The sequence below is a fragment of the Bacillus glycinifermentans genome (genome assembly GCF_001042475.2).
Lineage (GTDB): Bacteria > Bacillota > Bacilli > Bacillales > Bacillaceae > Bacillus > Bacillus glycinifermentans.
The window spans coordinates 164,055-186,310 of the sequence record NZ_LECW02000021.1 but is presented as its reverse complement, the minus strand read 5'-3'; the positions used below and the strand labels follow the sequence as shown (position 1 = coordinate 186,310).

Here is a 22,256-nt window from a genome sequence, read left to right as displayed (position 1 = left end):
AACGGCGTAAAAGCCGTTGTTTATGTAGTCTGAAGCGATTGGCGCTTCTTGAAAATAAATGTCTCCAGACGGTCCAACCCCTCCCGCAGCGTATCCGGTGCATATGCGTAAGAGATCCTCACATAGCCTTCCCCATATTCCGAGAATGAGCTGCCCGGCACAATCGCAAGCCCCTCTTCCTCAAGAAGCGACGTACAGAAGTCAAAGGAAGACATTCCAAACGATTTGATCGACGGGAAAATGTAAAATGCGCCAGACGGCTTCACGACATCGAGCCCCATCGTCACCAGCCTGTCGTACACGTAATCAAGCCGTTTTTTATATTGTTCCCTCATGATCAGCGAATCGTCGAATCCGTTTGTGACGGCTTCCAAAGCCGCTTTTTGCGAAATCGAAGAAGCGCATGACACGTTGTACTGGTGAACTTTTAAAATATGTTTGGCGATTTCTTTAGGCGCGAACAGAAATCCGATTCTCCAGCCGGTCATGCTGTGGGATTTGGAAAGTCCGCCGATGACGATCGTCTGATCCCGGAGCATGGATGCAATCGAATGGTGCGGCCTGTCAAATGTAAGCTCGCTGTAAATTTCGTCTGAAAGGACAAATACATTCCGCCCTTTCAGGAGTGAAGCGATTTCCTTCAGCTCCTCCTCGGAAAGCGTCATTCCCGTCGGGTTTGACGGATAAGGGAGAACGACGCATTTTGTTTTCGGGGTCAGCGCTTCCTCGATGAGCTTCGCTGTCAGCTTAAACCCGTAAGACGTCGTATCGACGATCACAGGGACGGCGCCGCACAGCCTGATAATCGGCTCATATCCGGGATAAACCGGTCCCGGCAGGATCACTTCGTCACCCGGAGACAGCATCGTGCGAAACGCAGCGTCAATGGCCTGGCTGGCCCCCGTTGTGACGATGATTTCGGTTTCGGCTTCATAGTTAACATCAGACTTTTTTTTCATATACAATTGGACAGCTTGTCTCAGCTCCGGATAGCCCGCATTGTGCGTGTAAGATGTATGGTTTTCATCTATCGCTTTTTTTGCGGCCTGTTTGACATGGTGGGGCGTGAAAAAGTCGGGCTGGCCGATTGTTAAAGAAATGACGTTTTCATGCCGGGATACAAGGTTTGAGAATTTGCGGATTCCCGAAATTTCAATGTCTTTTACATTTGGATTAAGCAAATGTTCCATTTTTCATCACCTTAAAAAATGTTGTGGTTGATCTTATTTTACCATCATCAGTTAAATTGTCATCTTTTAATCAATCAATTTTATGTAGACGAAAGCGGATATATGCAGGCCGGCATCGCATTAAAGAAAAATAAGACAATCAGGGAGATTGTCTTACAGATCAATAACCATAGTCTGGATCAAGATCTTCTTTCCAGGAAATATAGATTTCATCTTCGCGTTCTGCAGCATCCTTTTTCATTTCCGAATACATGGCTTTGCTTGCGTCCTCTAAAACGGTTAGTTCGTGATCTTTGATTATCACAATTGTTCCCATCATTAACACCTTTCCTGTAAAAATCCTTGACCATTGTAACACGTTGCGCCTGAAAGTCAATGATGAAATACATTAATTTCAGCTTAAAAAACCGCTCGATATATTGATCAAAATCGGCAAATGTTAGTAGTATATAGAAGTCAGATGTTAGGAGGAAATGTATTGGAATTAAGCAAACATGAAGCCGCTCCTTCTGCTGGGGGCGAATATGCCGGGATCGGTTCTCGCTTTTTGGCTTCTCTCATTGACGGAATCATTCTTGGTGTCCCAATGTATCTGATTTCTACTGTTTTTGCATCGCTGATGCTGATGGGAGATGCCGATTTTATGACCATGTTGGAAAAAGATAATAATTATGTAACAGAACCTGAAATTTTCGCCGTTTTCTTCTCGCTTCTTAAAATAACGGCGATCATCGGCGCTTTTGCGTTGCTCGTTTATTTTCTTTATTACACGCTGATGGAATCTTCGAAATGGCAGGCTACGCTCGGCAAGAAAATTATGGGGATTCTCGTAGCCGACGCAGAAGGGGGGAGAATCTCGTTTGGCCAAGCTGCCGGACGTTTTATGGCAAGAAGCTTTTTATCCCCGATTTTGATGGTCGGTTATATTTTAGCGTTTTTCACGGAGAGGAAACAAGCGCTTCACGATTGCTGGCCGGAACAATCGTCTTAAAAAAATAACGGATAAAAGACAGCACGCTTTCGGACTGAATGCGTGCTGTTATGCCGTAAAGATTAAAAATAGGGGGAATCTATATTATGATTCAGCCGGAACAAGAACAAGCAGTCAAACGGACGCCAGGTAAAGGGTTAAAGCTGTTTTTTACGCTTCCGATTATTTCCTGGGCTTTATACGACTTTGCGAACACGATTTTTTCATCAAATATCGTCACGATCTTTTTCCCTTTTTGGCTGCAGGAGGCGGTCGGCGAAAACGCGAGCATGAATCAGGTCGCCAGCACGTTTATTTCATACTCAAACGCCGCCGCAAGCTTTTTGCTGGTCATTTTTACGCCGCTGTTCGGGGTGCTCATCGACCGCACGGGCAGGAAGAAGCGGTATATTGCGCTGTTCACGGCGATTTCTGTCGCCTGCACCGTCTTCATGGGGGTGTTTGCAGGCAGTTCTTTCGGGCAATCGTTTTACGGTTTGCCGTTATCTTTGATGCTCGTTGTCGTCATGTTTGTAACGGCGAAGTTCTTTTATCATTCCAGCCTGGTGTTCTATGACACGATTTTGGCTGATTTGGGAACTAAGGAAGAAATCCCGCTTATCTCCGGGTTTGGAACTGCCGTAGGCTATATTGGCACATTGGCCGGTTTAACGGTCTATCTCATGGTCGGCAACCACGATTTTTATCGAGCGTTTATTCCGTCCGCTTTGTTGTTTTTGATCTTTTCTTTTCCGTATCTTTTATTTACAAAGGAGCGCAGAAGGCCGGAACCGATGGAGAAAAAGCCGTTTTTCAGCGGCTACAGGGAAATCGTGCAGACGTTTAAGGACATTCGATTGTACCGTCCGGTTTTTCTGTTTATGATCGCTTACTTTTTTCTCAATGACACCCTTTCTACGGTGGTCGCGATGATGGGGGTATACTCAAAGTCGGTCATCGGTTTTTCGACAGGGCAGTTTATCCTGCTCTATCTCGTATCAACCGTGGCAAGCATTGTCGGTTCATTCCTGTGGGGCTATGTGACGAAGTGGATGGGGGCGAAAAGAGCGGTCAGCCTCATCACCGTCATTTTGATCATCTCTTTAAGCATCGGTGTGTTTACGGCATCTCAAGCACTGTTTTGGGTCGCGGGCAGCCTGTTTGGCATCGCGCTCGGAGGGACTTGGGTCGCTTCGAGAACATTGATTATTGAACTGACGCCGGAGCACAAACGGGGCGAGTTTTTCGGGCTGTTTGCTTTCTCGGGGAAAATTTCCTCCATTTTTGGACCGCTTCTGTACGGTTCGATTACCCTGCTGTTTAAAGACCTTGGAAACATTGCGAGCAGAATGGCTTTCGGCTCCTTGATTTTGCTTGCTTTAACCGGTCTTGTCATCCATCAAACCGTAAAACCAAAAGCATGACACAGAGCATCAACTTTTAACAAAAGACGCCGATATAAAAGGTACAACACCAAGTAGGATAGAGAGGGATATCAGTGTCTTTAAACAAACAGGAAATTTTATTAAGTTCCGGAACGAATGAATTAGAAATTGTGAAGTTTGAAGTGGGTCACAATATTTTCGGCATAAATGTAATGAAAGTCAGAGAAATCATCCAGCCTGTCGAGATCACGAAAGTGCCGCATTCCCACAGGCATGTAGAGGGGATGATCACCCTGCGCGGCGAAATCCTCCCTGTCATTGATTTATTCTCATTTTTCAATGTTGAGCACGGTGAAGAAGAAAAGCAGGAAAAGTATATTGTCACCGAATTCAACAAGCGGAAAATCGTGTTTCACACAGGCGCCGTTTCGCAAATCCACCGTGTGTCATGGGAAGAGATCGAAAAGCCGACAGCCTTGAATCAAGGGTTGGAAAGGCATATGACAGGGATTATCAAGCTTGACGGAACGATGATCTTCCTCCCTGATTATGAGAAAATCATTTTTGATCTTGAGTCTGAATCCGGCCTTGATCCTTATCATGTGAAGGATGAGAAATTTGACCAAAGAAGAACGGACAAAAAGCTGATCATTGTCGAGGATTCTCCGCTGCTGCTGCGCCTTTTAGTTGAAAAGCTGAACGAAGCGGGCTACAACAACATCGTTTCGTTTGAAAACGGCAAAGATGCCTATGAGCATGCCTTAGAGCTGATCGAGGACGGCACGCCGCTTCAGGAAAAAGTCGATTTAATGATCACCGATATCGAAATGCCGCAGATGGACGGCCACCGTTTAACAAAGCTTTTGAAAGACAACCCGTTAAGCGCCGGAATGCCGATATTGATTTTCTCTTCGCTTATTACAGATGACCTGCGCCATAAAGGTGAGCAGGTCGGTGCAGATGAGCAGATCAGCAAGCCGGAGCTGAACGAACTGATCGAAAAGCTCGACAAATATATTTTTCAAAATCAATAATTGAAAAAAGCCTCCTTTGGAGGCTTTTTTTATGATCAAAAATAGCTTTCGCCAAGCTTCTTGAATACAGGCTTTGCCGAAGGGCGCTTCCTGTTCGTGATAAGCGGCTTTTCCTTCAATCCCGTGTATTTCTGCAGAAGCTGCTTTGCGATGTTCAATGACATATGAGCTTTAGGGTTCCGATAAGAATGATTTAGTGTACCTAAGTGCGGAAGGTTATCGAAGTCTTCTTTAGTTGGAGGCATGTGAAAAAAGTAGTCTCCGAGAGAAATAAGCACATCTGACTGCTGCTGGCTGAACTTTGGGTTTTTTGAAAAGTGAAGTCCTACCTTTTTTCCTTTTCCTTCATTGATGAGCTTTTGCAGAGCTTTCTTTTTCAGGAGATACAGGTATTTTGGATCGGTCGCGGTTTTTGCGTGGCGATTGACCGTGTAAATCGCTTTTGAAAGGTTTTCAACTGTTGGTTTTAATACTTTAGTATGATTATGGTCGTCCATCTTTTCTCTCCTATCCATTCTTTCCTCATCACCTCCTAAAGGTGTAAGGCTTATGTCTAAATTATACGAAATACAAGAGAAAATGCAAATATTCCATTAAAAAACGCGCGTTTTTTTAACGAAACGCGCGGTTTTCTCTTTATAAAACTGATTTTATTTTCGCTTTTGCATTTTTTTGTCTTTTCAATGCGGCTTGCACATCGATCTCTGCCGTCTGGGCGCTGAATCTGGGCAGCGCGATAAAATAGTACAATGCGGCTATTATAATAACGCCCGCCAATCCGTAATATATATAATCAACCTTGCCGATAATGCCGGGGAATAAGAGGGCGATCAATCCGAGCGCCGAAGATTGGGCGATCATCATAAGCGGATCCGTCCAACCGCTGACCCTTCCCATCAGCCGCGGATGAACGATTTTCGGTATCCATCCGCCAAGTGCGGTATTGACGGGCCCGATGCATGTCCCGGCGATAAAAGCGGCCGCATAGTAAATCGGCAATTGATCGGTAAACCCGAGGAGGATGACAAACGCTCCCGCAATAAAGATCGGAATCGACATCAAGTATTCGGGCTTCACTTTTTTTGAAAGCAGGGCGCCGCCGACGGCCCCCGCCAAAAGTCCGATACCGAGAACGACCGTAAAGAGGGACGTGTGCCACTCATAGCTGTCAGGGGACAGCTCGTATTTCATTTTAAACATCGGCAGAACGGATAAACTGCCGCTTACAAGCCCGAAAATAAAATATCCGAACACAAGCGAGGCAAGCAGTTTGTTTTTTAAAATATAAACGAAGCCTTCTTTAAAGTCGTGCATTGAATCTTTAATGGTAATGTGTTTCCAGCCTTTTTGTCCGTTCGGCTGACGCGCTTCAAGCGGAATGTTGCAGGAACGGATCAAAAACCCCGAAACAATAAAGCTTATAAAGTCGAGGGCGATCGCTCCGTGCAGGCCGATCGTTTTATACATAAAGGCTCCGAGGCCTACGCCGAACAGCATAAATAAACTGAAAAGCATTTGGTTAAGCCCTGCTGCCTGGGCATATTGGTCCTTTCGCAGGATGGCCTGAACCAGACTCGCTTCTGCCGGATAGAAAAATTTTGTCACGGCGCTTCTGATAAACAGAACGCAAAATACAAGCGGAATGGATTGTAAATACAATACAAAAAAGAGAACGACAGTCAAACCCGCTCTGATCCAATCACAGTTTTCAGCTACTTTCTTGCGGTCAAAACGGTCAGCAACCACACCGACGATAAAGAAAACGAACACTGTCGGAAGAGAATACATCAGCTCGGCGATCGTCGTGTATGCCGGCTGGCTGCTGAACCTGTCGAGCAAGAAGAAAGCGAAAGCCATATTTCCAACTGTCGTTCCCATTTGAGAAGAGAAAGCTGCGAAAAAAAGACGGACGAAATTACGATTTTTAAAAATATCCATATATACGCTCCTTACCCTAAAGGTCCCATTATATCTTAATATAGAACGAATGATTGTTCAAATTTAAGGCGTGATCGTAACTCGGGTACCGTTAGGCACAATGGAAGCCAGTTCCAGAACGTCCCGGTTGTGCATTCGGATGCATCCCTTTGAAACAGCTTTTCCAATTGAAGCGGGGTTATTCGTGCCATGGATGCCGTAGTGCCTTTTCGACAAGCCGAGCCAGTAAGCGCCGTACGGCCCGCCTGGGTTCGCTTGACGGTTCACAATGACGTATTCGCCTTTCGGCGTTTGCGTCAAAATTTTCCCTACGCCAATCGGAAATGTTTTTATCAGTCTGCCCCGGTTATACAATTTCAGTGTTCTGGCGCTGATAGATACGGTGATCCGGTAAGGAATGGGGGCCGGGTCCCTGATGAAGGCCTGAAGCGGAACAGGCGGCATGATGAAAGCCCCGGCCACTTGAAGCGTTTCTCCCGGAGGTACTTGGTACATCAACAACTTTTTAGAACATCTCCTTTTCCAAAACGAAAAAAAGGAGCCTTTTCCTTATACTTATTATAGACGGAAAGAGGCTTGGGAAGTTTCGTTTTTTACTAAGATTGAAGGAGCGGGAATTTTTTCTATTTGTTTTAATGTATGCAGATGTACCCGTTTTTGAGCCAAAACGATTTATTCCGCCTCCAATTTGAAAACGGTGACCTCAGGTTTTGACAGAAATCGGAGAGGCAGCCTCGTCGTCCCGATTCCGCGGTTGACATAGACCGTCATCCCTCCTACATCGTACATTCCTTCCGTATAAATTTCCCCGTAAGGAGGCGTGATGAGAGGACCGAACAAAGGAAGCTGCACCTGCCCGCCATGGGTGTGTCCCGATATTTGCAGATTGACGGGATAATCCTTTGCCGCCAAGGCCGCATCAGGTTCGTGAACGAGCAAAATCGAAAAGGCGTCTTTGCTCAGCCTGGAAAGGACGCCTTCATAGTTCGGCCTGCCGAGCATTAAATCGTCGAGTGAAGCCAGCTCGATCACGCTGCCGTCGATTAACTCCAGATTGACGAGATCGTTTCGCAGCACGCGAAAGCCGGCGGATGCCATGAGAGACTGGTAGACCTTTGTCCCGTAGCCCCCGTGATCGTGGTTTCCGTAAACGGCAAACTTCCCGTAAGGGGCGCTGAGCTTCGCCAATGCTTGAACAACGTCTTCATGATCACGGTATTGGTGCGGTTTATCGATTAAATCCCCGCTGAAGACGATCAAGTCCGGCTGAAGCTCGTTTACTTTGCGGATGACATCCAAAAGCTCGCGAACCGTAAAGTACTCGCTTAAATGGGTGTCGCTGAATTGGACGATCCGGAACTGGTCAAACCCTTTCGGAATCAACGGATGCTTAATGGGAATGAGCGTCGTTTCAAGCATGCGGGGTTCAAGATAGCGCGCGTAGCCAAAGCCGCCGGCAGAAGCGAATATACCGGCTGCGGAAAGGCTAAAGAGCCCTTTTAAAAATCGTCTCCTTGATGGATTCTTCATCACTAAAACCAACCTTTAATAGAATCAATACATTATATCATCAGAGAAAGGAAATCAGGACACTCTATTCATTTTGTTAATTTTTTTTAAAGGATGTGGTAAACTGTGGTATGAATGACCATTCATTCATAATAAGGGGGATGAACATGAATAAAAAAGTTGTGATCGTGACCGGGGGATCGAGCGGAATGGGAAAAGCGATTGCCCAAAAGCAGGCCGAGCAAGGCTGGAATGTAATGATTACGGGAAGAACGGAAGACGCACTGAAGGCCGCCAAAGATGAAATCGAAACATTCCCGGGACAGGTTGAAATATGCCGGATGGATGTCAGGTCGATCGAAGATGTGGAGCGTATGATAAAAGAAACGGCCTCCCGCTTTGGCACGATAGACGCTCTTGTTAACAATGCCGCCGGCAATTTTATCTGCCCTGCGGAAAAACTGTCTGTTAACGGCTGGAAAGCTGTCATCGATATCGTCTTAAACGGGACATTTTACTGCAGCCAGGCGGCAGGCCGCTATTGGATCAAGCATAATAAGGAAGGGCTGATTGTAAATATGGCAGCGACGTACGCATGGGGCGCGGGAGCCGGAGTCGTCCATTCCGCGGCTGCAAAAGCCGGTGTACTGTCGTTGACGAGAACGCTCGCCGTCGAGTGGGGGAGAACGTACGGGATCAGGGTCAATGCGATTGCGCCCGGACCGATCGAAAGGACGGGCGGAGCGGAAAAGCTCTTTGAATCAGAGGAGGCTGCGCTTGCCACGATTAAAAGCGTACCTTTAGGGAGGCTCGGAACTCCTGAAGAAATCGCGGGTCTTGCCTCGTTTCTGCTTTCGGAAAAAGCGGAATATATAAACGGGGAGTGCGTGACGATGGACGGGGGCCAGTGGCTGAATCCCCGTCCGTTTTAAGATTGTAAATTCAAACGTGCGGGCCGTTATGGTATAATCAGACAAAGATTTAGAAGCAGGTGATGTGCCGTGTTGGATCCACTCGATATATTAACGAACATTGAAGATGTCATTCCATTCTATCAGCCTATTTTCAGCGCCGAAGAACAGAAAGTGATCGGCTATGAAGTGCTGGGGCGCATTCAGCTCGAATCTGAAGTTCAAAGCCTCGGTCCGTTTTTCTCAGACCCGTCGATTCCCGAAGAATATAAGACAGAGGTCGACCTTAAAGTGATTCGTCAGGCGCTTGACCATTTTTTAGAAAGCGACCGGGATCTCCTGATTTTTATCAATCAGGATGCAAATGTGTTGATGATGGATCACGGAGAGGGCTTTCTGGAGCTCTTGATGGAATATAGCGAAAAGGGGATCGAACTGAACCGTTTCGTCATTGAAATCACGGAACAGCATTTTGAAGGGGATATCGAGCAGCTGCACCATTTGCTGACGTATTACCGTACATACGGCATTAAAGTGGCTGTCGATAATATCGGCAAAGGCAGCAGCAATCTCGACAGAATCGCGCTGCTTTCTCCTGATTTGCTGAAAATCGACCTTCAGCCTCTCAAACTGTCCTCCCCTTCGCCTTCCTATGAGTACGTGCTCTACAGCATATCCCTGCTCGCCCGAAAAATCGGCGCAGCGCTGCTGTACGAAGACATTGAAGCGAAATTTCAGCTTCAATACGCCTGGAGAAACGGCGGCAGATATTTTCAAGGGCGGTATCTGCAAAAGCCCCGCGGACAATTTGTCGAGCGGGATTTGCTGAAGGAGCGGTTAAAGGCGGAGTTTCACCAGTTTATCGCGCATGAGAAAAAGAAGCTTGAAATCTTATATGATCATTCTGAACAGTTTTACAAACGGGTTCATCAGCTTGTTGCATCGCTTAAAAAGGCAAGCCAAACAGATGACGCCTTTCTCCTGAACCTGGGGAAAGAGCTCTCCGACTGCAGCTTCAGAATCTATATGTGCAATGAAGACGGCTTCCAGGTGACCAAGAACGTGTTTAAGCATGACGGAACATGGACGTTTCAGCCTGAGTACATCGGCAAGAACTGGAGCTGGCGCCCGTATTTTTTAGAAAACATCATGAGAATGAGAACGATGAGAAAGGGGTTTTTCAGCGATTTGTACAGCGACATCGAAACTGGGGAAATGATCAGAACGTTTTCCTATCCGATGGATGAAGAACTCTATCTGTTCATAGACCTATCGTATTCCTATTTATACGAACAGGACGGTTTGATTTAAAAGCGGCGCTATGCCGCTTTTTTTCTTTTCGTTGCGGAGATTTTTCGATAAAAAAAGAAATTGCCGAGAAAATAGTTGACAATGATAGTGATAATCATTATCATTTAATTATAGAGAGATGATCCTCTCTGTTCCCCAACCCCTCTATCAGATCAAGATTTTTTGGAAAAAACTTGGCGCTGCCCCCGCCAAGTTTTTTGTTTTGATGAACCCGCGTGGCCGGCAGGAATAAGACAATCCGCATCATCCATACCATCTAACGTATATGTTCCCTGAATAATGCATGTGAAAAATATTTTGTATGTATGACATTTGTAAGAAAAACCAAACTAGGAAAAGCAGTTTTTCTTTTTCCCGATCAGAAAAGGAAAAATGTCATCGGCTGATACTTTGTGGTATGATGCGTGTAGAACTTGTATTATAATTAATACTTGTTGATCCTGAAGTTGTTTTTTGAAAGGAGTCTTTTTTAGAATGTCACAATTAATGGGTATCATCACGAGACTGCAGAGCCTGCAAGAAACTGCTGAGGCAGCCGGCGAACCGACGCAGCGCTATTTCGAAGTAAACGGGGAAAAAGTATGCAGTGTGAAATATTTCGAGAAAAATGAAACATTTGAGCTGACGGTATATCAAAAAGGAGATAAGCCGACAACATTTCCGTTTGACAACATCGATATGATTTCGATCGAAATCTTTGAACTGCTTCAGCAATAGGAGGATATGGAATGAAAGCATTTCCACGCGTTGTTTGCCCGCATTGCGGCCATACGGAGCCAATGGATCAAGTCCTGACAGCCCAATCTAATCAAAACGTCATTTTTACGTGCGACAGCTGCGGATTCATGTTGAAAAACATACCGACAAAAAAAGGGTAGCAAAAAAGCTAACAGCGTTAATCTTCGGTGCAGATCATAAATGAAAAGGGGCATTCCAATGGCTGATTCTTTTCTTTTTTACAATCTTTCTGAAGATCAAATGACATTTTCCGACGTGGTCGAGAGGCTGAAGGCGTTCATTCTCAAAGATCCGCGCTCAAGCTATTTGCTGTCGGTCGGAACGGACTCTCAGATCCATCAGAACTGGACGAAGTTTATTACTGCCATTCATTTGCATCGCAAAGGCAAAGGTGCGTGGGGCTGTTTGAAAAACACCATCATCAAAAGACCGATACATAGCCTCAGGGAAAAAATATCGCTGGAAACTGCTTACAGCCAAGAGGTTGCCGCATACCTCCTGAATGATTATTTTACTGAAATCACAGATCTGCTTCTTCCGTTTACTGACGAAGGAGCAGATTTAACAATGGAAGTTCATTTGGATATCGGAAAAAAAGGGATGACGAAAGATTTGATTCAGGAAATGACGGGTCGGATCACCTCGATGGGAATCAATGCTAAAATCAAACCCGACTCCTATACAGCTTCAAGCTATGCTAACCGGTATACAAAATAAATGTTTGAAAGGATATCGAACAGATGTCGAAATGTGCGGTTGACGTTTGATTTTTAATTTCTTATTCTAGCCCTATAGAAACTAGTGAGAGGTTATAGTTTCTCACTCTAGCAAAATCATTTAGGGGGCTGGTTAAGAATGGAACGCTTTTCAGAAGAAGAGAGAAAGCTGTTGCTGAATGTGCTGCTGAACCATGAATATGCCGTAGAACTATTGAGCAGTGAGATCAATGATATAGAAACGGGTACAAAAAACGTGGATAGCCTGACATATAAAAAGCTGGTTACCTTATACGACCGTGTCCGGTCTGAAAATTAGGTCAGATTATATCAATTGATACTCATCCTGAGTATCTTTTTTATTTCAAAACCTGCAGAAACGGCAAAGCCGGCCCTTTGAAAACAGGAAAGTTTTTCGACAAATATTGATAACGTTTATATTATTGTAGTATAGGGAATATATGCGTTGATGATAAACGCTTACAAAGGAGTCGAATAATCATGATTAGTTTGCAATCGGATGAACTTCTTGAAACGACGGTTGGACATTACATGATCGATGCTGATAAAGTCGCTCACGTCCAAATCGGAAACAATCTGGAACATGCTCTTCTCGTCCTGACCAAAACCGGTTATACAGCAATCCCTGTACTTGACCCTTCCTTCCGTCTGCACGGATTGATCGGTACCAATATGATTATGGATAAGATTTTCGGACTTGAACGAATCGAATTTGAAAAGCTTGATCAGCTTCATGTTGAAGATGTCATGCTGGCGGATATTCCACGGTTAAAGATAAATGACCCGATATTAAAAGGCTTCGGCATGGTGATTAACCATCCGTTTGTCTGCGTGGAAAATGAAGATCAGGTGTTTGAAGGCATTTTTACGCGCCGGGTCGTATTAAAACAATTAAACAAACACCTCAGGACATTGAATAAATAGGCGCGGCAGCTGCCTATTTTTTATTTGCAGCGGTTTCATACGTCCCCTAAAACCTTCCCTCACCGTCACGCCATCCGTCAAAACTTGATAAACAAATGACATAGTGATTAAAATAGTTGATAAGGAAAACTTATTGGAATGAGGAATGCCTATGCAGCTTCAAGAGCTTCACATGCTCGTCGTTTTAGCCGAGGAATTAAATATGCGGAAAGCGGCAGAGCGCTTGTTTGTTTCACAGCCGGCGCTGTCCCAGCGGCTGCAGACCATTGAGAAATCGTGGGGCACCAAAATATTTTTAAGATCGCAAAAGGGGCTTACCGTCACATCGGCAGGTGAGAAAATCATTCAGTTTGCGAGAGATGTGACGGTCGAGCAGGAAAGGGTCAAGGAAGACATCGATGAACTTGAAGGTGAAATTCACGGCACGCTTAAGCTGGCGGCGGCCTCAATCATCGGGCAGCATTGGCTGCCGAGCGTCCTGAAGACGTACGTGAAACAATATCCGAACGTAAAAATTTCACTTGTCACCGGCTGGAGCAGCGAGATGCTGAAAAGCCTTTATGAGGATCACGTACATATCGGAATTATCAGGGGAAACCCCGAATGGAAAGGGCCAAAACATTATTTGATGAGAGATGAATTGTACCTCGTCGATACGGAAATCAGGAATATCGAGGATATTACAAAGACTGAACGTCCGTTTATCCAATTTAAAAGCGACAGCACTTACTATCAGGAAATCCAGCATTGGTGGCATCAAAAATTCAAAACGTCTCCGAAACAGACGATCATCGTCGATCAGATTGAAACGTGCAAACAGATGGCGTTTCACGGAATCGGCTATGCGATTCTCCCGTCTGTGACGCTTCACGGGAGCGGCAGCCATGTTCATAAGATTCCTCTGCTTGATGCGAAAGGAAAATCGATCGGCAGAGATACATGGCTGCTGGGATACGAACCCGCGCTTCAGCTAAAACAGGTGCAGGCCTTTTTAGAGGTCGTAAAAGCATGTACAAGGGAGGAGTAATCTGGTCAAAAAGGCAGTTTTCCAAAAGGAAGCTGTCTTTTTTATATGTTTTGTTGACATTGATAATCATTATCATTTAAAGTTATCTGTATAATAATGAAAATCATTATCAATTACGCGAGGTGATTCAGTTGGCGAAAGCGCTGATTGCGTTTGCCAGCATGTCTGGCAATACCGAAGATATCGCATCGATCATAAGAGATACATTGATCGAGCATTCCGTTGATGTCACATATTTGGAGATAGACGACGCAGACATCGATCTGCTGCCTGAATATGACTACATATTGATCGGCACATATACATGGGGCGACGGGGATCTTCCTTATGAAGCGGAACCGTTTTTTGAAGACGTCTCCTCGCTCGTTTTAAAAGGGAAAAAAGCGGCATGCTTCGGTTCGGGGGATTATGCGTATCCGCGGTTCTGCGAGGCGGTAAACACGTTTTGCGGCATGCTGGAAAAGACGGGGGCCGACCTTTTTCCTGAAACACTCAAAATCGAGCTGGCGCCTGAAACAGACGAGGATATCGAATGCTGCAAAGAATTTGCGCTAAGCTTTCTCAGATGGGCGAAACACGAGAGCGGGTTAGAGTCCCATGTTTCATAAAGGAGCAACAGCGGTCGCCTCTTCAAGGCGCTCAGGTTATTTTGTAGCCGTAAAGCGGGAAGGTATCTTTCATTACTCGTGTGAACAAGGCTGGAAAAAGCTATTTCAGCTAAAAAGTAAAATTTGTTCGATCGCATATGTCGGCCGCTATGTTTTCGGAGCGGGAGAATCAGGGGTCATCATCAGGTCGGCTGATGAGGGAAAAACGTGGACGATGTCGAGCTTTCCGACAAATGCAACGATATGGTCCATCACGGGCAGGAGCGACGGATTCGTATGTGCACACGGAAAGCATTGCATCTATACGTCAGATGATTTCGGCGCATCCTGGAACATCATCAAGCCGTTTTCGGACTTGGCCGCTCCGCCCGTTATCAGATCGCTGTGCATTCATGGGAACCGCCTGTACATCGGGACGCAAATTCATCATGAAAACGGCGGAATATGGGGTTGCGATTTGGAAAAAGGGACCGTTTATATGGTGAAAAAAGAAGCGGACCGCATGACGGCCTCCATGATTATTTTTGGCGGGGAATGGCTCGTTTGCGCGATGGGATCAAAAAAAGGGAAACGCGGCGCTGTCGAAATTCTGAACATCCATACAAACGCGGAACAGCGGATCTGTGCCGATATCGTCGAAAAAGAAGAATCCTTTCTCGATGTATCAGAGAACAACGGCGTCATTTATGTAACATCAGCACAGGATCATAACAAATATTCGAGAATCTATCAGCTCGATTTCTTCGAGCGGGAACTGAAATGGTTCGACACGATCAAAGGTCACGGTTTCGGAGTGGCCAATCAAAAGGAGCATTTCTTTTGCGCCGGCCTTTACGAATGCAAATGTGTCAAGCCTTTTGAACAGCCTGTAATCGCACACTAATATATCTGGAGGAATCAGAATGGGAAACGTTTTGCTTGTTTATGCCAGCATGTCGGGAAACACCGAAGCGATGGCGGACTTGATTGAAAAAGGCCTTTTGGAGGGCGGAGCCGAAGTCGACCGTCATGAAGCGATGGATATTGATGCATCGCTGTTCAACGATTACCGCCATATTGTATTAGGCGCATACACATGGGGAGACGGAGACCTTCCCGACGAATTTTTGGACCTTTATGAGGAAATGGAAGACCTTGATTTCAGCGGCCGGACATTTGCCGTTTTCGGTTCGGGTGACACGTCCTATGAGCATTTTTGCGGCGCCGTCGACATTCTTGAGAAAAAAATCGCAGAGCTCGGGGGAGAGATCGCACTCCCGTCCGTCAAAATCGAGATGAATCCGGAAGGCGAGGAAGAAGCGATGCTGCTCGAATTCGGCAGGGCTTTTGCAGGGAAGGCAGGGGTGAAACAATAGCGCCTGCCGCCGTTACAGCCGATTTTTCGACAGGCTCTTTTTTTTCTTGTCTTTAAATCTTACCTTTGATACAGTAATGGGGTAGACAAGAGAAGGAGGACGTACATAATGAAAATGATGGATGCAAATGAAATTATTTCATTTATTCAAAATAGTAAGAAATCAACGCCTGTCAAAGTGTATGTAAAAGGCGATCTTGAAGGAATCGACTTCGGCGCTTCGGCACAGCCTTTTATTACAGGAAACACCGGCGTTGTATTTGGAGAATGGGATGAAATCAAAGCGGCCCTTGAAGCGAACAAAAGCAAAATCGCAGACTATGTCGTCGAAAACGACCGTCGCAATTCCGCCATTCCGACACTTGATTTGAAAAACATCAAAGCGCGCATCGAACCGGGTGCCATTATCCGAGATCAAGTGGAAATCGGCGATAATGCCGTAATTATGATGGGAGCGTCCATCAACATCGGTTCTGTCATCGGAGAGGGAACGATGATCGACATGAACGCCGTGCTCGGCGGACGTGCAACGGTTGGGGAAAACTGCCACATCGGAGCGGGAGCTGTGCTTGCCGGCGTTATCGAGCCGCCTTCAGCAAAGCCTGTCGTGATTGAAGACGATGTTGTCATCGGCGCTAACGCCGTCGTTTTAGAAGGCGTAACAGTCGGAAAAGGAGCGGTCGTAGCCGCTGGAGCCATCGTAATCGAAGATGTCGCGCCTTACACGGTAGTCGCAGGAACGCCTGCGAAAAAAATCAAAGACATCGACGAAAAAACGAAAGGCAAAACGGAAATTAAACAGGAATTGCGTCAGCTGTAAGAAGCGGCATCAAAGCGTGCGTGGATGTAACAATCCACGCCTTTTCGTATATCTGGGAGGTTAAAAAGATGAACTTGGAGCATTTGACAGCCATTCGAAGGGATCTGCACCAAATTCCCGAGCTCGGATTCCAGGAATATAAAACTCAGGGCTATATTCTCGACCATTTACAAAAGCATCCCGAGAACAGGCTTGAGATCGAAAAGTGGCGGACAGGGCTGTTTGTTAAAGTGAAGGGTACGGCACCCGATAAGATTTTGGCTTACAGAGCCGATATGGACGGGCTTTCGATCCGCGAAGAAACAGGCTATTCCTTTTCTTCCGTCCATCAGGACAGGATGCACGCATGCGGCCACGATTTTCATATGACGATCGCGCTGGGGCTTATCGATCATTTCGTGCATCATCCCGTCAAGCAGGATCTTCTGTTTTTGTTCCAGCCGGCGGAAGAAGGTCCTGGGGGAGCCGAACCGATGCTTGAGAGCGGCGTTTTCAAAAAATGGGAGCCGAGCATGATCACCGCGCTGCACATCGCACCAGAGCTTCCGGTCGGCACGATTTCGACAAAAAGCGGACTCCTTTTTGCCAATACGTCGGAGCTTGTCATTGAGCTTGAAGGAAAAGGCGGGCATGCGGCATATCCGCACCTTGCCGAAGACATGGTAGTGGCGGCAAGCTCGCTGGTCACCCAGATGCAGTCGATAGTGGCCAGAAACGTCGATCCTCTTGACAGCGCGGTCATTACGATCGGCACAATCAGGGGAGGGTCTGCTCAAAACATCATCGCCCAGGAAGCGAAGCTTGAAGGCACCATCAGAACGCTGTCGCCTTCATCGATGGAGCGGGTGAAGACAAGAATTGAAGCGATGGTCAAAGGCTTGGAGACAGCTTATCATTGCAGAGGAAAGGTCAGCTACCCGGCGGCCTATCATCAGGTTTACAATTCCGGCGACTTAGTCGAAGACTTTATGCGTTTTGTAGCCGAAAAAGGGCTTGCCAAAGTCGTCCGTGCAAAAGAAGCGATGACGGGAGAAGACTTTGGCTATATGCTGAAAAAATATCCCGGATTTATGTTCTGGCTCGGCGTCGATTCCCCGTACGGACTTCATCATGCGAAGCTTACGCCGAAAGAGGAAGCGCTCGAAACGGCGGTCCGCGTCATGACAGCATATTTATCCGAGCAGGCCGATTAAATCCTTTAAAGACCGGTATAAAATCGCGGCAAAGGTGGCATCTTAGATGATGGAGGTGTTTCTTCATGTCGAAAAAAATCGGAATTGAACAATCTTTATCAGATGTCGAAGCCGCACTAAAGGAAAAAGGATATGATGTTGTATTAATGAAAACGGAAGATGATGCAAGGGGCTGTGACTGCTGTGTTGTAACTGGCCTGGATTCCGATATGCTCGGAATTTCTGACACGATGACCGGAGCTTCTGTCATTCAGGCATCAGGCTTAACCGCAGATGAGATCTGTGAGCAGGTTGACCGGAAGTTTCATTAATAGACGTTAAAACCGAAGTGTCATGCTTCGGTTTTAGCTTGTTTTTGCAGATGGGGAAGCCTGTGGTGCTAATTTAAATTCATTATCAATTAAAATTGACTAAAAAAACGGTTGACGCTATAATTGATTATGTGATGTTATTAACTAAATGAGAATGCATCATTTGCATTCTCATTTTGGATATGGGTAGCAGAACCCAAAAATATCATTGGAGGGATACATAAAATGGCAGAACGCATGGTAGGTAAACAGGCGCCCCGCTTTGAGATGGAGGCAGTGCTTCCTAACAAGGAATTCGGAAAGGTAAGCCTTGAGGAAAATATGAAAAACGACAAATGGACTGTCCTTTTCTTCTATCCAATGGACTTTACTTTCGTATGTCCGACGGAAATTACGGCAATGTCCGACCGCTATGACGAGTTCGAAGATCTTGATGCAGAAGTGATCGGTGTATCAACTGACACGATCCACACTCACCTTGCCTGGATCAACACAGACCGCAAGGAAAACGGACTTGGACAGCTGAAATATCCGCTTGCAGCTGATACAAATCACGAAGTGTCCCGCGAGTACGGCGTGCTTATCGAAGAAGAAGGCGTCGCTCTTCGCGGACTGTTCATCATCAACCCTGAAGGTGAAATGCAGTATCAAACGGTTTTCCATAACAACATCGGCCGCGATGTTGACGAAACATTGCGCGTTCTTCAAGCGCTGCAGACAGGCGGACTTTGCCCGGCAAACTGGAAGCCTGGCCAAAAAACACTTTAATGCCGTCTCCTGGAATGGAATCGGATTGGAAAGGTCTAACATTTGTTAGGCCTTTTTCATCGAACAAATGAAAATGGAGGAAAAAACATGAAATTACGTCAGCCTATGCCGGAGCTTACTGGCGCAACAGAATGGTTTAACGGAGAAGTGTCAAAAGAGGAGCTGATCGGCGAAAAGCCGACGCTGATTCATTTCTGGTCAATCAGCTGCCATTTATGCAAAGAAGCGATGCCGCAGGTCAACGAATTCCGCGACCGCTACAGCGATAAATTAAACGTAGTAGCCGTGCATATGCCGCGTTCCGAAGATGACCTTGATATCAATAAAATTAAAGAAGTGGCCGCTGAACACGATATTACACAGCCGATATTTGTCGACAGCGAACATAAATTAACGGATGCGTTTGAGAATGAATATGTGCCGGCTTATTATGTGTTTGACAAAACAGGACAGCTTCGCCATTTCCAGGCGGGAGGCAGCGGAATGAAAATGCTCGAAAAACGCGTGAACCGTGTTCTTGCCGAATCAGAGCAGGCTGCTGAATAAAAATAAAAAAACCCCGTTTTTTTTGGGGTTTTTTATTTATCCGGGTGCTTCCGAAAAAAATTTCAAAAAAAAATTCCGCATTCAGCCTCTCTTATCAAATGAATCATTAGCCTCTTTCAGTTGATTTCAATGAGTCTAATTACCTGTTTTTAATGAAGCGTTATATTGCCCGTCCCCTGTCCATTCATGTATGCCATTTCGACACGAAGTGTCAACCAATTTAGAATATTCTGGATTTATAAGCCCTATAGATCACTGTTTTCTCACACTTTCCAGTACGTGCGGATCGGTATATTCAGTTGCTTAATTATGTTCATCTCAAAAGTAATTTTCTAGGTTTCTTCATCATTTACCATATTTCGACATAAGAGGTGAGATAGGCCGATGTACTGCAAAAAACCCCATGGATTCAACCTTCACAGAAATTTAGTTCTATTTTCTTAACGGGAAACAACAGTAGAAAAACGAAAAAATAATTGATAAAATTAGTTTGGTAATCTAATATTTTTATTAGAGGGTTATTTATTCTGATAGGAGGGTAAAAACGGTATGTTTAACGAGAGGGAAGCATTGCGTTTACGATTGGAGCAGCTAAATGAAGCTGAGGTTAAGGTCATTAGGGAGTATCAAATTGAGCGTGACAATATATATGCAAAGCTGCGTGAATTGGATCGCCCATCCAGCTTTAATAACGATACAAAAAAAGATTTTCGCACAGAGCGAAAAACCGAATCGCTCCCTGTTTTAGCTGAATTAGCTGCACAGGAGATGAAAAGCTATCAGCAGCAACAAATGCAGACATCTCAAAAAACTCAGCAGCAGACTTCTCCGCAAGCCTCCGCACTGCCTGCCGGAATTCCAGACGGTACAACGCGGCGCAGAAGGGGGACGGCACGTCCGGGTTCAAAAGCTGCAAAACTGCGTGAAGCGGCGATTAAAACGTTGAAGCGTCACAATGCGGCGATCAAAAGCTCCGAACTTCAAAAAGAAATTGAAAAAGAAAGCGGGCTTGAAATTCCGAATATGACAACCTTCATGCAAAGTCTTATTAAAATGTATCCGGAAGTCAAAAAACCATACCGCGGTCAATATATATTAGAGGGAGACATCTCTACCGAAACAGAAAAGCAATAGTTTTATCCTTAATTTCTCAGATAGCGCTTGCATTGATAAGGATAAGGAGAGCGGCTAAACAGGCCGCCGTGTTCTTAAAACTGCTTGAGTCAATTCTCAAGCAGTTTTATCCATTTATTCCCTTAAAGTTTCGTTCAGTTTAAAGGATTCGTTTCTTTATCCTTACGTTTTATTTTATAGACCCACTTTTGAGGAGGGGTCTCTTCTTTATACTGTTTTTTCCATTCTTCAATTTTATGTTCCATGATGCTGTCGTTTTTATGAATGGTGCTCAGCTGCTTTTGCAGAATATCGACTTGTTCTGTCACGGATTGAAGAACCTCTTCAACCTGTTCTGAACGCTCAAACAATGCGCTGTCCTGCTGCGCTTCCTTCTTCGTTTGATGATATGCGTCAATATCGGCAAAATGAGAAGCGATCCACTTGTCGCTTTCATCAAGCTGCCTTTTGTACGAAACGATCGTTTCGTAAAACAGCGTTTCCTTCGTTTTTTCCGCCTCTGCAATCCGGTTTTTCATATCGATCATCCGCTCTTTTAATAAACTTACGTCAGCTTCGATTTGTTTGAGCTGAAAACTTTTGGCCTGAAGATCGTCTTTCAGGAGGGCATTTTCCTTTGCCAGTTTTCCGAGTTCTTCTTCCTTTTGAAGCCTCATCTTTTTTTCTGTTTCTGCATGATGCTTTTCGGCTTTGAATTGCCGATAGAGACTTTTGTTTTCCTCCGCGGCTTTGACATTTGTTAAATGAAGGCGGTGCTTTTCTTCTATTTCCTGCTTTCTCTTCAATGTTTCATTTTGAAGCAGCTCCTGCAGCGTCACGATTTTTTCGAGCAGTCCGCTTTTGATGCTGTACAGCTCTTCATCCGCCCCGTCCTGTTTGTTTGCCAAAACCCGCTGCAATTCCAATGTCAGCTGCTCAAGCTCCTGTTTCATCGCGTTGTTTTCTTTATTAAGCTTTCGGTTTTTTTGATAAAAATAGCTTGCTTCAAGCTCATGAATCAGCTGATGGCATCTGGCAACTTCCGCCTTTAAAAAAAGATTTTCCTGCGACAAATCATGGAAAAAAGGCAGCGAACCTGATGGTTTTTTCATGGTGACCCAGCCTCCTAAAGAAGTTACAACTACAATATGCAAAATTTGAACAGCTCATGCTTTCGAAAACTGTCTTTTACAGACTTGTTCCTTTTTCGTATGTTTTGCTATGATTTTCACTGAAACGTCTATCAGAACGAAGGAGGGAAGCGATGAAGCCCGTTCATGTCATATTGGCAGGAGGATTATCGAGCCGTTTTGGGGAACCGAAAGCATTTGCCTTATGGAAGAACAAACCCCTCTATCAGTGGTGCAAACAAGCTCTCGGGGGAGAAGCGCTCATATTGAGCCGTCCGGAGCTTACCGGGCGTTTTAAAGCCAGTGGAGAAACAGCGGTTCTTGAAGATGCTGAGCCGTTCAAAGGGAAAGGGCCCCTGGCCGGTATATATACGGCCATGTCGTGTGAAGAAGGGGATATTTATACCGTTTTAGCCTGTGACACGCCCCTTATCCGGAAAGAGACTGTCGCCGCTTTGAAACAGCTGATCGGTACAGGAGCAGATGCGGTTGTGCCTGTCGCCGGAGGAAGGGCGCAGCCGCTTGCAGCGGTCTATCATAAAAGAGTCAAACAAACGATCTATGAGCAGCTTTGTCGCGATCAGCTGAAAATCAGCGATTTCCTCTCGCAGATTTGTGTAGAGTACGTTGAAGCAGGCGAAATCGGGGCGAAGAAAGACGAATTTACAAATGTCAATAAAAAGTCGGATTTAGAAAGAATAGAACCGTTTCGCTTTGAATGAACCGCTTTTATCAAAGC

At 45.5% G+C, this 22,256-nt stretch carries 27 protein-coding genes and 1 pseudogene; 21 read left to right on the top strand and 7 right to left on the bottom strand.

The genetic code is table 11. The features are described 5' to 3' along the window. Positions 1-9: 9 nt before the first annotated feature. Together AB447_RS13620 and AB447_RS26285 are read right to left on the bottom strand one after the other, a co-directional pair. Positions 10-1,190, bottom strand: a pseudogene (locus AB447_RS13620) (aminotransferase A); the annotation flags it as partial. A gap of 160 nt (positions 1,191-1,350) precedes the next feature. Continuing rightward, on the bottom strand, positions 1,351-1,506 hold the full coding sequence (locus AB447_RS26285) for a hypothetical protein (protein WP_172796347.1): 156 nt from the start codon (positions 1,504-1,506) through the stop codon (positions 1,351-1,353). A gap of 162 nt (positions 1,507-1,668) precedes the next feature. Here AB447_RS26285 and AB447_RS13615 point away from each other — a divergent pair, with 162 nt between their 5' ends. The 3 genes from AB447_RS13615 to AB447_RS13605 all read left to right on the top strand — a co-directional run bounded on the left by AB447_RS13615 (position 1,669) and on the right by AB447_RS13605 (position 4,579). Further along, complete coding sequence (locus AB447_RS13615; RefSeq protein WP_232517662.1) at positions 1,669-2,181, top strand: RDD family protein; 513 nt, start codon at positions 1,669-1,671, stop codon at positions 2,179-2,181. 86 nt (positions 2,182-2,267) lie between these two features. Then, complete coding sequence (locus AB447_RS13610) at positions 2,268-3,584, top strand: MFS transporter (RefSeq protein ID WP_048353039.1); 1,317 nt, start codon at positions 2,268-2,270, stop codon at positions 3,582-3,584. 74 nt (positions 3,585-3,658) lie between these two features. Beyond that, complete coding sequence (locus AB447_RS13605; protein ID WP_046132420.1) at positions 3,659-4,579, top strand: chemotaxis protein; 921 nt, start codon at positions 3,659-3,661, stop codon at positions 4,577-4,579. 35 nt (positions 4,580-4,614) lie between these two features. Here AB447_RS13605 and AB447_RS13600 read toward each other — a convergent pair whose 3' ends face one another. From AB447_RS13600 to AB447_RS13585, 4 genes are all read right to left on the bottom strand, one after another. Then, positions 4,615-5,076 carry a YkyB family protein gene (locus tag AB447_RS13600; RefSeq protein ID WP_057957609.1) on the bottom strand — a complete coding sequence of 154 codons (462 nt, stop codon included), beginning with the start codon at positions 5,074-5,076 and terminating at the stop codon, positions 4,615-4,617. A gap of 139 nt (positions 5,077-5,215) precedes the next feature. After that, positions 5,216-6,517, bottom strand: a complete 1,302-nt coding sequence (locus AB447_RS13595; RefSeq protein ID WP_057957608.1) for an MFS transporter — start codon at positions 6,515-6,517, stop codon at positions 5,216-5,218. A gap of 63 nt (positions 6,518-6,580) precedes the next feature. Beyond that, positions 6,581-6,961 (bottom strand): L,D-transpeptidase, encoded by a 381-nt coding sequence (locus AB447_RS13590; protein WP_231947486.1) that lies wholly within the window; start codon positions 6,959-6,961, stop codon positions 6,581-6,583. Positions 6,962-7,189: 228 nt separating this feature from the next. Continuing rightward, the gene (locus AB447_RS13585; protein ID WP_048353040.1) at positions 7,190-8,047 is read right to left on the bottom strand and encodes a metallophosphoesterase; all 858 of its coding nucleotides are present in this window, start codon (positions 8,045-8,047) and stop codon (positions 7,190-7,192) included. A 146-nt stretch (positions 8,048-8,193) separates the two neighbouring features. Between AB447_RS13585 and fadH the strand changes: the two genes are divergently transcribed. From fadH to rok, 17 genes are all read left to right on the top strand, one after another. After that, entirely contained in the window at positions 8,194-8,958 is a 765-nt protein-coding gene (fadH, locus tag AB447_RS13580) for a 2,4-dienoyl-CoA reductase (protein WP_048353041.1), read from the top strand. A 69-nt stretch (positions 8,959-9,027) separates the two neighbouring features. Then, positions 9,028-10,248, top strand: coding sequence for an EAL domain-containing protein (locus AB447_RS13575; protein ID WP_048353042.1), 1,221 nt, complete (start codon positions 9,028-9,030; stop codon positions 10,246-10,248). A gap of 474 nt (positions 10,249-10,722) precedes the next feature. Then, entirely contained in the window at positions 10,723-10,965 is a 243-nt protein-coding gene (locus AB447_RS13570) for a YkuJ family protein (RefSeq protein ID WP_046132276.1), read from the top strand. Between the two features lie 11 nt (positions 10,966-10,976). Next, positions 10,977-11,126 (top strand): hypothetical protein, encoded by a 150-nt coding sequence (locus AB447_RS26280; protein WP_096891713.1) that lies wholly within the window; start codon positions 10,977-10,979, stop codon positions 11,124-11,126. 58 nt (positions 11,127-11,184) lie between these two features. Beyond that, positions 11,185-11,703: a ribonuclease H-like YkuK family protein gene (locus AB447_RS13565; protein WP_046132275.1), complete on the top strand. Its 519-nt coding sequence runs from the start codon at positions 11,185-11,187 to the stop codon at positions 11,701-11,703. A 138-nt stretch (positions 11,704-11,841) separates the two neighbouring features. Further along, on the top strand, positions 11,842-12,021 hold the full coding sequence (gene abbA / locus AB447_RS13560; protein WP_006638386.1) for an antirepressor AbbA: 180 nt from the start codon (positions 11,842-11,844) through the stop codon (positions 12,019-12,021). A 182-nt stretch (positions 12,022-12,203) separates the two neighbouring features. Further along, positions 12,204-12,647, top strand: a complete 444-nt coding sequence (gene cbpB, locus AB447_RS13555; RefSeq protein ID WP_046132274.1) for a cyclic-di-AMP-binding protein CbpB — start codon at positions 12,204-12,206, stop codon at positions 12,645-12,647. Between the two features lie 151 nt (positions 12,648-12,798). Beyond that, the gene (locus tag AB447_RS13550) at positions 12,799-13,674 is read left to right on the top strand and encodes a LysR family transcriptional regulator (protein ID WP_046132273.1); all 876 of its coding nucleotides are present in this window, start codon (positions 12,799-12,801) and stop codon (positions 13,672-13,674) included. Positions 13,675-13,805: 131 nt separating this feature from the next. Further along, on the top strand, positions 13,806-14,282 hold the full coding sequence (locus AB447_RS13545; RefSeq protein ID WP_048353043.1) for a flavodoxin: 477 nt from the start codon (positions 13,806-13,808) through the stop codon (positions 14,280-14,282). Continuing rightward, on the top strand, positions 14,272-15,165 hold the full coding sequence (locus tag AB447_RS13540) for a WD40/YVTN/BNR-like repeat-containing protein (protein WP_048353044.1): 894 nt from the start codon (positions 14,272-14,274) through the stop codon (positions 15,163-15,165). The genes AB447_RS13545 and AB447_RS13540 overlap by 11 nt, the downstream gene beginning before the upstream one ends. Positions 15,166-15,184: 19 nt before the next feature. Next, positions 15,185-15,637, top strand: coding sequence for a flavodoxin (locus AB447_RS13535; RefSeq protein ID WP_048353045.1), 453 nt, complete (start codon positions 15,185-15,187; stop codon positions 15,635-15,637). A gap of 108 nt (positions 15,638-15,745) precedes the next feature. After that, a complete protein-coding gene (gene dapD, locus AB447_RS13530) occupies positions 15,746-16,456 on the top strand; it encodes a 2,3,4,5-tetrahydropyridine-2,6-dicarboxylate N-acetyltransferase (RefSeq protein ID WP_057957607.1) in 711 nt (236 codons plus the stop codon). 68 nt (positions 16,457-16,524) lie between these two features. Beyond that, positions 16,525-17,649 carry an N-acetyldiaminopimelate deacetylase gene (locus tag AB447_RS13525; protein ID WP_048353046.1) on the top strand — a complete coding sequence of 375 codons (1,125 nt, stop codon included), beginning with the start codon at positions 16,525-16,527 and terminating at the stop codon, positions 17,647-17,649. Between the two features lie 65 nt (positions 17,650-17,714). After that, positions 17,715-17,960, top strand: a complete 246-nt coding sequence (locus AB447_RS13520) for a YkuS family protein (protein WP_048353047.1) — start codon at positions 17,715-17,717, stop codon at positions 17,958-17,960. 225 nt (positions 17,961-18,185) lie between these two features. Further along, on the top strand, positions 18,186-18,728 hold the full coding sequence (gene ahpA, locus AB447_RS13515) for a biofilm-specific peroxidase AhpA (protein WP_048353048.1): 543 nt from the start codon (positions 18,186-18,188) through the stop codon (positions 18,726-18,728). Positions 18,729-18,815: 87 nt separating this feature from the next. Further along, on the top strand, positions 18,816-19,274 hold the full coding sequence (locus AB447_RS13510) for a TlpA family protein disulfide reductase (protein WP_057957606.1): 459 nt from the start codon (positions 18,816-18,818) through the stop codon (positions 19,272-19,274). A 549-nt stretch (positions 19,275-19,823) separates the two neighbouring features. Next, positions 19,824-20,408, top strand: a complete 585-nt coding sequence (gene rok / locus AB447_RS13505; RefSeq protein WP_048353049.1) for a transcriptional regulator Rok — start codon at positions 19,824-19,826, stop codon at positions 20,406-20,408. Positions 20,409-20,542: 134 nt separating this feature from the next. Here the strand turns inward: rok and AB447_RS13500 are convergent, their stop codons facing one another. After that, a complete protein-coding gene (locus tag AB447_RS13500) occupies positions 20,543-21,499 on the bottom strand; it encodes a coiled-coil domain-containing protein (RefSeq protein ID WP_048353050.1) in 957 nt (318 codons plus the stop codon). A gap of 152 nt (positions 21,500-21,651) precedes the next feature. On the opposite strand from AB447_RS13500, the gene AB447_RS13495 reads away from it, so the two are divergent. Then, positions 21,652-22,239, top strand: a complete 588-nt coding sequence (locus AB447_RS13495; RefSeq protein WP_048353051.1) for a molybdenum cofactor guanylyltransferase — start codon at positions 21,652-21,654, stop codon at positions 22,237-22,239. Positions 22,240-22,256: the final 17 nt, after the last annotated feature.

Excerpts from the sequence above, each read along its gene's own strand:
- AB447_RS13540 (WP_048353044.1), top strand. The coding sequence starts at position 14,272 with ATGTTTCATAAAGGAGCAACAGCGGTCGCCTCTTCAAGGCGCTCAGGT.
- AB447_RS13585 (WP_048353040.1), bottom strand. The coding sequence starts at position 8,047 with ATGAAGAATCCATCAAGGAGACGATTTTTAAAAGGGCTCTTTAGCCTT.
- cbpB (WP_046132274.1), top strand. The coding sequence starts at position 12,204 with ATGATTAGTTTGCAATCGGATGAACTTCTTGAAACGACGGTTGGACAT.
- abbA (WP_006638386.1), top strand. The coding sequence starts at position 11,842 with ATGGAACGCTTTTCAGAAGAAGAGAGAAAGCTGTTGCTGAATGTGCTG.
- AB447_RS13600 (WP_057957609.1), bottom strand. The coding sequence starts at position 5,076 with ATGGACGACCATAATCATACTAAAGTATTAAAACCAACAGTTGAAAAC.
- dapD (WP_057957607.1), top strand. The coding sequence starts at position 15,746 with ATGAAAATGATGGATGCAAATGAAATTATTTCATTTATTCAAAATAGT.
- AB447_RS13570 (WP_046132276.1), top strand. The coding sequence starts at position 10,723 with ATGTCACAATTAATGGGTATCATCACGAGACTGCAGAGCCTGCAAGAA.
- AB447_RS13495 (WP_048353051.1), top strand. The coding sequence starts at position 21,652 with ATGAAGCCCGTTCATGTCATATTGGCAGGAGGATTATCGAGCCGTTTT.
- AB447_RS13510 (WP_057957606.1), top strand. The coding sequence starts at position 18,816 with ATGAAATTACGTCAGCCTATGCCGGAGCTTACTGGCGCAACAGAATGG.
- AB447_RS13535 (WP_048353045.1), top strand. The coding sequence starts at position 15,185 with ATGGGAAACGTTTTGCTTGTTTATGCCAGCATGTCGGGAAACACCGAA.
- rok (WP_048353049.1), top strand. The coding sequence starts at position 19,824 with ATGTTTAACGAGAGGGAAGCATTGCGTTTACGATTGGAGCAGCTAAAT.
- AB447_RS13565 (WP_046132275.1), top strand. The coding sequence starts at position 11,185 with ATGGCTGATTCTTTTCTTTTTTACAATCTTTCTGAAGATCAAATGACA.
- AB447_RS13590 (WP_231947486.1), bottom strand. The coding sequence starts at position 6,961 with ATGCCGCCTGTTCCGCTTCAGGCCTTCATCAGGGACCCGGCCCCCATT.
- AB447_RS26285 (WP_172796347.1), bottom strand. The coding sequence starts at position 1,506 with ATGGGAACAATTGTGATAATCAAAGATCACGAACTAACCGTTTTAGAG.
- AB447_RS13500 (WP_048353050.1), bottom strand. The coding sequence starts at position 21,499 with ATGAAAAAACCATCAGGTTCGCTGCCTTTTTTCCATGATTTGTCGCAG.
- AB447_RS13550 (WP_046132273.1), top strand. The coding sequence starts at position 12,799 with ATGCAGCTTCAAGAGCTTCACATGCTCGTCGTTTTAGCCGAGGAATTA.
- AB447_RS13525 (WP_048353046.1), top strand. The coding sequence starts at position 16,525 with ATGAACTTGGAGCATTTGACAGCCATTCGAAGGGATCTGCACCAAATT.
- AB447_RS13610 (WP_048353039.1), top strand. The coding sequence starts at position 2,268 with ATGATTCAGCCGGAACAAGAACAAGCAGTCAAACGGACGCCAGGTAAA.
- ahpA (WP_048353048.1), top strand. The coding sequence starts at position 18,186 with ATGGCAGAACGCATGGTAGGTAAACAGGCGCCCCGCTTTGAGATGGAG.
- AB447_RS13595 (WP_057957608.1), bottom strand. The coding sequence starts at position 6,517 with ATGGATATTTTTAAAAATCGTAATTTCGTCCGTCTTTTTTTCGCAGCT.
- AB447_RS26280 (WP_096891713.1), top strand. The coding sequence starts at position 10,977 with ATGAAAGCATTTCCACGCGTTGTTTGCCCGCATTGCGGCCATACGGAG.
- AB447_RS13520 (WP_048353047.1), top strand. The coding sequence starts at position 17,715 with ATGTCGAAAAAAATCGGAATTGAACAATCTTTATCAGATGTCGAAGCC.
- fadH (WP_048353041.1), top strand. The coding sequence starts at position 8,194 with ATGAATAAAAAAGTTGTGATCGTGACCGGGGGATCGAGCGGAATGGGA.